Origin of the sequence: Cryobacterium sp. TMT2-10 (assembly GCF_004403075.1) — a bacterium.
Lineage (GTDB): Bacteria > Actinomycetota > Actinomycetes > Actinomycetales > Microbacteriaceae > Cryobacterium > Cryobacterium shii.
Genome location: NZ_SOGW01000121.1, coordinates 1 through 6,738 on the forward strand (window position 1 = coordinate 1; position 6,738 = coordinate 6,738).

Annotated in this window: 8 protein-coding genes; 3 read left to right on the forward strand and 5 right to left on the reverse strand. The window is 65.6% G+C overall.

Annotated features, from left to right (window positions below; all coding sequences use genetic code 11):
• The coding region (gene mobF, locus E3T37_RS15125) for a MobF family relaxase (protein WP_166806119.1) at nt 1–1,288 on the reverse strand (1,288 nt) is incomplete at its 3' end.
• Between the two features lie 299 nt (nt 1,289–1,587).
• Between mobF and E3T37_RS15130 the strand changes: the two genes are divergently transcribed.
• The gene (locus E3T37_RS15130) at nt 1,588–1,914 is read left to right on the forward strand and encodes a hypothetical protein (RefSeq protein ID WP_134368105.1); all 327 of its coding nucleotides are present in this window, start codon (nt 1,588–1,590) and stop codon (nt 1,912–1,914) included.
• Between the two features lie 303 nt (nt 1,915–2,217).
• Here the strand turns inward: E3T37_RS15130 and E3T37_RS15135 are convergent, their stop codons facing one another.
• Genes E3T37_RS15135 through E3T37_RS15145 form a run of 3 tightly spaced genes read right to left on the reverse strand, consistent with a single transcriptional unit; the run spans nt 2,218 to nt 3,265 of the window.
• Nucleotides 2,218–2,436, reverse strand: coding sequence for a hypothetical protein (locus E3T37_RS15135; RefSeq protein WP_134368106.1), 219 nt, complete (start codon nt 2,434–2,436; stop codon nt 2,218–2,220).
• Nucleotides 2,437–2,452: 16 nt separating this feature from the next.
• The gene (locus E3T37_RS15140) at nt 2,453–2,989 is read right to left on the reverse strand and encodes an LPD29 domain-containing protein (protein WP_134368107.1); all 537 of its coding nucleotides are present in this window, start codon (nt 2,987–2,989) and stop codon (nt 2,453–2,455) included.
• A gap of 12 nt (nt 2,990–3,001) precedes the next feature.
• On the reverse strand, nt 3,002–3,265 hold the full coding sequence (locus E3T37_RS15145) for a hypothetical protein (RefSeq protein ID WP_134368108.1): 264 nt from the start codon (nt 3,263–3,265) through the stop codon (nt 3,002–3,004).
• Between the two features lie 470 nt (nt 3,266–3,735).
• Here E3T37_RS15145 and E3T37_RS15150 point away from each other — a divergent pair, with 470 nt between their 5' ends.
• Nucleotides 3,736–4,161 (forward strand): hypothetical protein, encoded by a 426-nt coding sequence (locus E3T37_RS15150; protein ID WP_134368109.1) that lies wholly within the window; start codon nt 3,736–3,738, stop codon nt 4,159–4,161.
• Between the two features lies 1 nt (nt 4,162).
• On the opposite strand, the gene E3T37_RS15155 is transcribed toward E3T37_RS15150, so the two are convergent.
• Complete coding sequence (locus E3T37_RS15155) at nt 4,163–4,471, reverse strand: hypothetical protein (RefSeq protein ID WP_134368110.1); 309 nt, start codon at nt 4,469–4,471, stop codon at nt 4,163–4,165.
• Between the two features lie 300 nt (nt 4,472–4,771).
• On the opposite strand from E3T37_RS15155, the gene E3T37_RS15160 reads away from it, so the two are divergent.
• Complete coding sequence (locus E3T37_RS15160; protein ID WP_134368111.1) at nt 4,772–6,682, forward strand: PHP domain-containing protein; 1,911 nt, start codon at nt 4,772–4,774, stop codon at nt 6,680–6,682.
• Nucleotides 6,683–6,738 lie beyond the last annotated feature (56 nt).

The following is a 6,738-nucleotide window of genomic DNA, read 5'->3' on the forward strand; positions in this document are numbered from 1 at the left end:
CCCTGCCACTCGTGGCCGGCGCCGCGGCGCGGGCATCCTTGAGGAGGTTGGTGACGGTGGCGGTGCCGACGCGTTCGGCGGCCTTCGTGGCCCACTCGGTGCGGAGGCCGGAGAGGGAGCGGGCGTGTGCTTTCGCGGGGCGGGTCTCGAGGGTGGCCTGCTGGGCGAGCTTGATCCGGGCGACCGCGTCCGGGCTGCGCCCGTGGGTGGCCCGGTAGTCCTTCTCGAGCTGGCCGACGACCTTCTTGATGTCCGCGGACCGGGTCGAGAACGCCCCCGTGAGGCGCTCGTCAACACCGGCGATCTCGACCACGGGCCGCTTGCCCGGGGTGACTTCCCGCAGCTCTGTGGCCAGGCCGAGGCGGGTGGTGACTTCGTCCATGACGCGTTGGTTGTAGAACTCCGACGCGGCCACACCCTGACGGTGGAAGAGCTTGGAATCGATCGTGCGCCACTTCCCATCGACACCCTTGACCTTGTTCGCCACGACCAGGTGATCGTGCAACTGCGGGTCACCATTCCGGGAGTCATAGTGACGAAACCGCGTCGCCACAAGGCCACCCTCGACGTCGATCTGCGCGACCCCGTTCGTACCCGCACGAGTCGCGATCGCTTCCCGCTCGAGGTAAGACACGGTGTCCAGGATCGCGATCGCCTGGGCATCTTCAATCGTCTTCCGGGTGTCCTCGTCGCCGAGACCCCAGAGCACCGACACGCTCTTCGCAGGCGAGAAGACCAGGTCGAAACCGGCGACAGCCTGCTGCGTCGGACGCGTCGCCGCCGTGATGAACCGGCCCAGCTCGTCCTTGTCCGCCGGCGGCCGGCCCTTCGCGTCGCGGAACGCCAGGACACCCTCACGTGTGCGGATCGCACGGCGGTCGGCAACGTTCGGCTCGCGCCCGTTCACCTTCGTGAAGTCGGTGTAGCCGGCAGCGATCTTCGCGGACAGGTCAGTACCGTCGGTGCTGTAGCCGTAGTAGGAACGGCCGAGCTTGGCTGCCTTCGTAGCCTCCCCCACAGTCTTGCCTTGGGCCTGCGCGTCAGCAATGATTCGTTCGGCGTCGGGGTGCAAACCCTCACCGTAGAGGGCCTTCATCTGCTCCTCCGTGACGACCCCGGAGACGCCGAGTGCGGCCAGTCCCCCGCCGACCCAGACACCTTGAGGGTTGCCATCCTCGGTGTAGTAATCGCCCAGCTCACGGCCGCTCTCACGCTTCGCATCACCGGTCGCAACTTCGTTGGTGTAGTACACATACCCGTCTCCCGCAGAGAGGATATGCATAGTCATCACTCGCTCACTTTACCTCGTCTATTACTAATGCCAGAGGTGTGACAAATACTTGTACGAAGAATGAGGATGCAGAGTGATCACGATCGAAGATTGAGATGCTCGGATATTGAAGCTGAGATCGACGGGTGACTGCAGATAGGGGCTATCGAATTGACGGAGCAGGCAGTGCACAGCTCGCAATTGAACGCGCGCCTCCCTGCGCAACCGGGCACCCTCCCCGGCGTTGGCTTTGGCGGCCAAGCATGCGCGCTGTACTCCCGCATACTGGTTCTTCCACCCACGAAAGGGGTACACGCATGGCCGATGTACGTAAGTCTGCGAAGCAGACTGCCGCCCGCTCTCGCGCACGCGAGAAAGCGGCAGAGTTCCGCGCGAAAGAAGACAAGCTCGAGCAACTCGCCACCGACTACTTCGTCGCCACTGACTCGCTCGACGAGATCGCCGCGACAGCACAGGAGGAGATCGCGGCCATCCAGGAACGCGCAGCGCAGCAGAGCACGGCCGCCCGCACATCAGCGGCGGCCGTCATCGCGTCCATGCTCGACCTCGGAACCCCCAAGGCAGAAGTAGCCGGCCGCCTAGGTCTGGCGCTGCGCGACGTCAAGAAGGCTCCTGCGCTCTGAAGCCATTGAGCTCTCGAAGCGGCCGCTAACCTGTCTGGTTTGGTTCTCTTCGCTGGAGTGGTTGGGTCCTGTCGGTCCCGCCGGAGCCTCGTCGGAGGATGCTGAGCGGTCCACCCAACTGGTGTGCGCGCAGAGTTCGCCCGATGCCTCATCGTTGCCAGGTTCCGGGACGGCGCCGCTACAACCGACGCCGTCCTCGCATCAGGATCGGCCGTGACCGTCGTCTGTGATTGCTCCGGTTGGTGAGTTGCTGGGGTGTCAAAACGCCCCCCTTGATCGTCGTCAAGGGGGGCGTTTGGGTGATCAGGCTGGGTGGTGGCTGTCTCCTTCTTGGTCTTCTTCGGCGTGTGCGGATACCCAGGTGTCGGCGGCGGTGTCGGCTCCGACGGCGCGGAGCATCCCGGCGAGGGCGTCCACTTCGGTGCAGCTCATCCGCGGGCCCACGTCACCCGCGAAGTCTGCGGCCGCGAACACGTCGACGAATCGCGTGGCCGCGGCGGTGTCAATGATGGTGGTGCTCACTGCTGGTTCTCCGGGTCTATCGAGTGGGCGCGGTGACGGTGCACAGGTTGACTCGGTGCAGGATGACCTGGGCGATATGCACAGGGCTGTAGATGTAATCGTGGAAGTGCCCGGCGACGTAGATCCCGTGAGGCACGGCAGCTTCGTTGAGGGGTTCGCCCTCGGGGGTGAATACGACGAGGTCTTTGTGGTCGCTGTCGGTGCTGATGAGGTGCTGCGCGGCCCGGTATCCGGCGGCCGTGTAGTCGCGGTGGGTGTTGATCCCGTCGCAGGAGTACCGCACGACCCGGGGCATGTCCTCGCCCTCGAACGCGACGAGCGCGGACCCTTGGGCGTCGTACCCGTCGGTCATGCCGTTGAACTTGCGGCCCTCGTACTGGTTGGTTACTGCGCTTACCTCGCGGTCGGTGGGTCCGTCGCTCCATGACACGTTCATCCATGCGGACGCGGTGCCGGTGCTCATCCGGACGCTGAACTTCACGCCGGGAAACGCGTTCTTCAACGCCACCCGAACCAACTTGGCGGTGTCCTTGGTGCTGATGTAATCCGTCATGTTCGTATCTCCTCAGTTACTCGGTGCGGTGGCGGCCTGGTCGGCCTGGATGGCTACCCAGTGGGCTAGCCGGGTCCGGAGTTCGTCAATCCGGGCGAGCTGGTCGGCGGTGCGCGCTGCAACAACTGCGGGGCGCTCGGGAGTGTGGGGTGTGGCGTATCCGTCCCAGGTCAAGAGGCGTTCGCGCCTGCGGATCGAGCTGGTGAGGTGGAATATCTTTCGCTCGACGTCACCGGGAGTGATCGTGTGTGCGGGGGTCTGTGTGTGTTCAAGCATTTTCTCTCCTCCAAATTTTTTTGCCTTTCGGCGGTTTTTCCGCCCTCATGGAGTGCTGTCGGGGTCAAGCCCCAAGGAACGGTTGCAGGCCAAAAGTTATGGAGGAGCGCAGCGGGGGAAGAAGTTTTTGCTGAAACTGTGACGACGGCTTGACGCCGGCAGCAGGCAGTGAACAATCCCCCAGACGAAAAGCAACAAAGTCACGTGCGCCGACCTGCACAGTCGGGCACCAGGGTCGGGCAGCTCGGTGGGCTGGCTGCATCGGCCACCTCGAGCTGTCGCCGCCACGCGTGTGGATAGCGTTATGCCCCCCCGTATGGGGCATTAATGACTGCTGAGGGTTGTAGCGTTGGCAGCCCGGCGACGCCCATTTCAGGGGCGCACGACCGGCTGATGCCAGCGCGTGGTGAAGCGAGTTGCGTTGCCGTCATGACTCTAGGCTGGCCACGAATGACAATTTGGGGGACAACATGAAGATCCATATCGCCGCGCCAGCGGCCGCTCTACTGTTGCTGCTGGCTATGACGGGCTGCGCTAACGAGACCGCCGGAGTTGCCGTGCCTGCAGGGCAGGCTCCGCCGCCCGCAGCGGCAGAGTCGGCGGCCGCACATGAGCTGACCGCAACTTGCGATTCTGCCTTCTCAAAGGCGGAAGCCGATCTGCACAGCATGTACAACAGCGACCTTGAGGACGACGAAGCCGCGTTTACCGCAGCGTTAGATCCCCTGTTTAGTGCGTGCGAGAGCCCCGCAGACCTCTACGCCGGAGGTGTCAAGCACCCGTTCGTTTACGGTCTGACAGACGGTGCATATCTCGACAGGATGACGCTCGAAATATATTGCGGCGGCTATGAAGCGACTCCGGCGTGCACGGGCATGGACTCGTTCCAGCCCTAAATCACGGCTCGACTGTGATGGTGGGGCCGTCAAACGGAAACACGAGCGCCTGCTCGAGCGCTAGAGGGTGGAGCGACAGACCGCACGCGAACCCTCCACCGCCGGCGTATGTGCCCTGGATATCGGCGGCAACCGGCGTCTCGATGTTCTCTGTGACCTTAACGTCGGTGAACACCGCGCCCATGCGCTCGGCGATCGCATCTGTGCAGACGCTCTCCGGAGTGCCACCGCCGGAGCACCCGGCTAGAGCAATAACGAGTGCGGCTGCACCGATCGAAGCGGGGGCACGGTGACGCGGTCGACTGCTCATTCCCGCAGCCTATCCACGCCGCAACGCAAAGAGCCTCGGTTTGTATCCCCCCTTCGGGGAAACGAGCCGGGACGGAACAATACTCCGCGTCCGACGAGTTTGGTGCGCTGCTAGCCAGTTGCGAGACAGCTCGCCCGTGCTCAGCAGACCGGTGGCTGCGGACGAACCGGATGCTCTGCTCGGAGCGCAGCACAGATCTGAAACAAGGACGCGACGAGCAGGTCTTGTGAGTGTCAGAGCCCAGACCTACACTCCCTATATCGAATAAACGTTCGATATCAGGGGGGCTGGAGGTACGCATTGGGACAGAGCTTCCCGCACCTCCACGTCGCCTCCGCATACTCGCCGCACTACGGCGTGACCATGCCCGATGCCCTCGTCGACCAGGCGGCAGCCGCCGGCGCGGACTTCCTCGCCCTCACCGACCGGGATGGGCTGTACGGGGCGGTGAAACACGTGCGCGCGTGCGCAACTGCAGGGATCCGCCCGGGCCTCGGCGCGGATCTGGCCGTCCACGACGATGAGCACCGGCCGCTCGGCCGGGTGACCCTACTCGCCCACGGCGGGGACGGCCGCGGCTACGCCGCACTCTGCCGGGCCGTGAGCTCCGCCCACGAAGCAGGCCGGGTACCGAGCATCGACCGGCGCCGGCTCGCCACCTGGGCGGAAGATCGAGCCCTGACCGTGCTCCTCGGGCCACTCTCTGATGTGGGGCTCGCCGTGGAACGCCGGGACAGCACGGAGTCCGTCGCCGGGCTGCGTGCGTGGCTCCGGGTCATGCCCATCGGCTCGGTCACCCTCGAAGTCGTCTGCCACCTGGCACCGACCGGGCAACGCGGGTCCGTGGCCGCGGCCACCCGGATGCTCGGGCTCGCCGAGGACACCGGGACCCCCGCTATCCTCTCCAACGCCGTCCGCTACGGCGAGCCGAGTGACGCGACGACCGCGGACCTCGCCGACGCGACCCGCCTCCTCACCCCACTCGCCCAGCTCGAGGAACCGCAAGCGAACGGGCAAGCGTGGCTGAAAGACGGATCGCACATGCGCCAGGTCGCGCGGATGATTGTCGACGCCGGCGCCCGGAACCCCGATGCCCTAGACCAATTGCTCCGCACCACACAGGAGCTGGCGGACCGCTGCGCCCTGGACCCCGCCGCGGACATCGGACTCGGCACACCACGGATGCCGGAAGCCTCGATCATCGGCGTCGTCGGCGACCCGGTCACTGAGCGGTGGCGGCGGGCCCGGCACGGCATCGACGACCGGTACGCCGGCACCACCCTCGCCCGTGCCGCACACCTGGAACTTGCGCATGAGATGGAGACGGTCGAGCACCTCGGATTCGCCGCCTACTTCCTGACCGTCGCCCGCGTCGCGGACCGGATCCGGGGCATGGGCGTCCGGGTGCAAGCGCGGGGTTCCGGTGTCGGCTCTGTCCTCAACTATGCGCTCCGCACCTCCTCGGTCGAACCGATCGAGAACGGTCTCATCTGGGATCGGTTCCTCTCCCCCGAACGCCAGACCCTCCCCGACATCGATATCGACGTCGAATCCGCGCGCCGCCACGACATCTACCGGGAAGTGTTCCAGGTGTTCGGTGCCGACCGGGTGTCGCTGATGTCGATGACCAACGCGTACCGGGGCCGGGGTGCCGTCCGGGACGCCGGGCTCGCGCTCGGCATGCCCGAAGACCAGGTCGCAGCGATCGCCAAGCAGATGTGGCGATTCAACGCCCGCGACTTCCGCCGCGCCCTCGAGGAGAAACCCGAGCTCGCCGACCTCGCCAAGCAAGTGCGCGAGTCGCAGCAGCTGGACCAGCTGGTGGACCTCACCGCGAAGCTCGACCGGCTCCCCCGCCACATCAGCGTCCACCCGTGCGGCGTCATCCTCTCCGACACCTCCCTCCTCGACCGCACACCGGTGCAACGCTCGGGCATGGGGCTGCCGATGTCTCAGTACGACAAGCACGACATGGACCCGATGGGTCTGATCAAGCTCGACATCCTCGGCGTCCGCATGCAGTCCGCGATGGCGTACGCAATCGAGGAGCACCGGCGACTCACCGGCGAGACCATCGACCTGGACCGGGTGCCTCTCGACGACGAACCCACCTACGAAATGCTCCGCACCACCCGCACCCTCGGCGTCTTCCAACTGGAGTCGCCCGGGCGGGTGCGCCAGGCCCTCCCGTCCAGGGCGGCGAAGAGTTGATCGGCCCGCCCTTCGGCGCCCAATGAACCCGGGGTCGGGGTGATGGCGCGCTGGTT

Bases quoted from the DNA above. Each gene is read 5' to 3' on its own strand.
- E3T37_RS15130 (WP_134368105.1), top strand. From the start codon at position 1,588: ATGGCCGATGTACGTAAGTCTGCGAAGCAGACTGCCGCCCGCTCTCGC.
- E3T37_RS15140 (WP_134368107.1), bottom strand. From the start codon at position 2,989: ATGACGGATTACATCAGCACCAAGGACACCGCCAAGTTGGTTCGGGTG.
- E3T37_RS15145 (WP_134368108.1), bottom strand. From the start codon at position 3,265: ATGCTTGAACACACACAGACCCCCGCACACACGATCACTCCCGGTGAC.
- E3T37_RS15150 (WP_134368109.1), top strand. From the start codon at position 3,736: ATGAAGATCCATATCGCCGCGCCAGCGGCCGCTCTACTGTTGCTGCTG.
- E3T37_RS15155 (WP_134368110.1), bottom strand. From the start codon at position 4,471: ATGAGCAGTCGACCGCGTCACCGTGCCCCCGCTTCGATCGGTGCAGCC.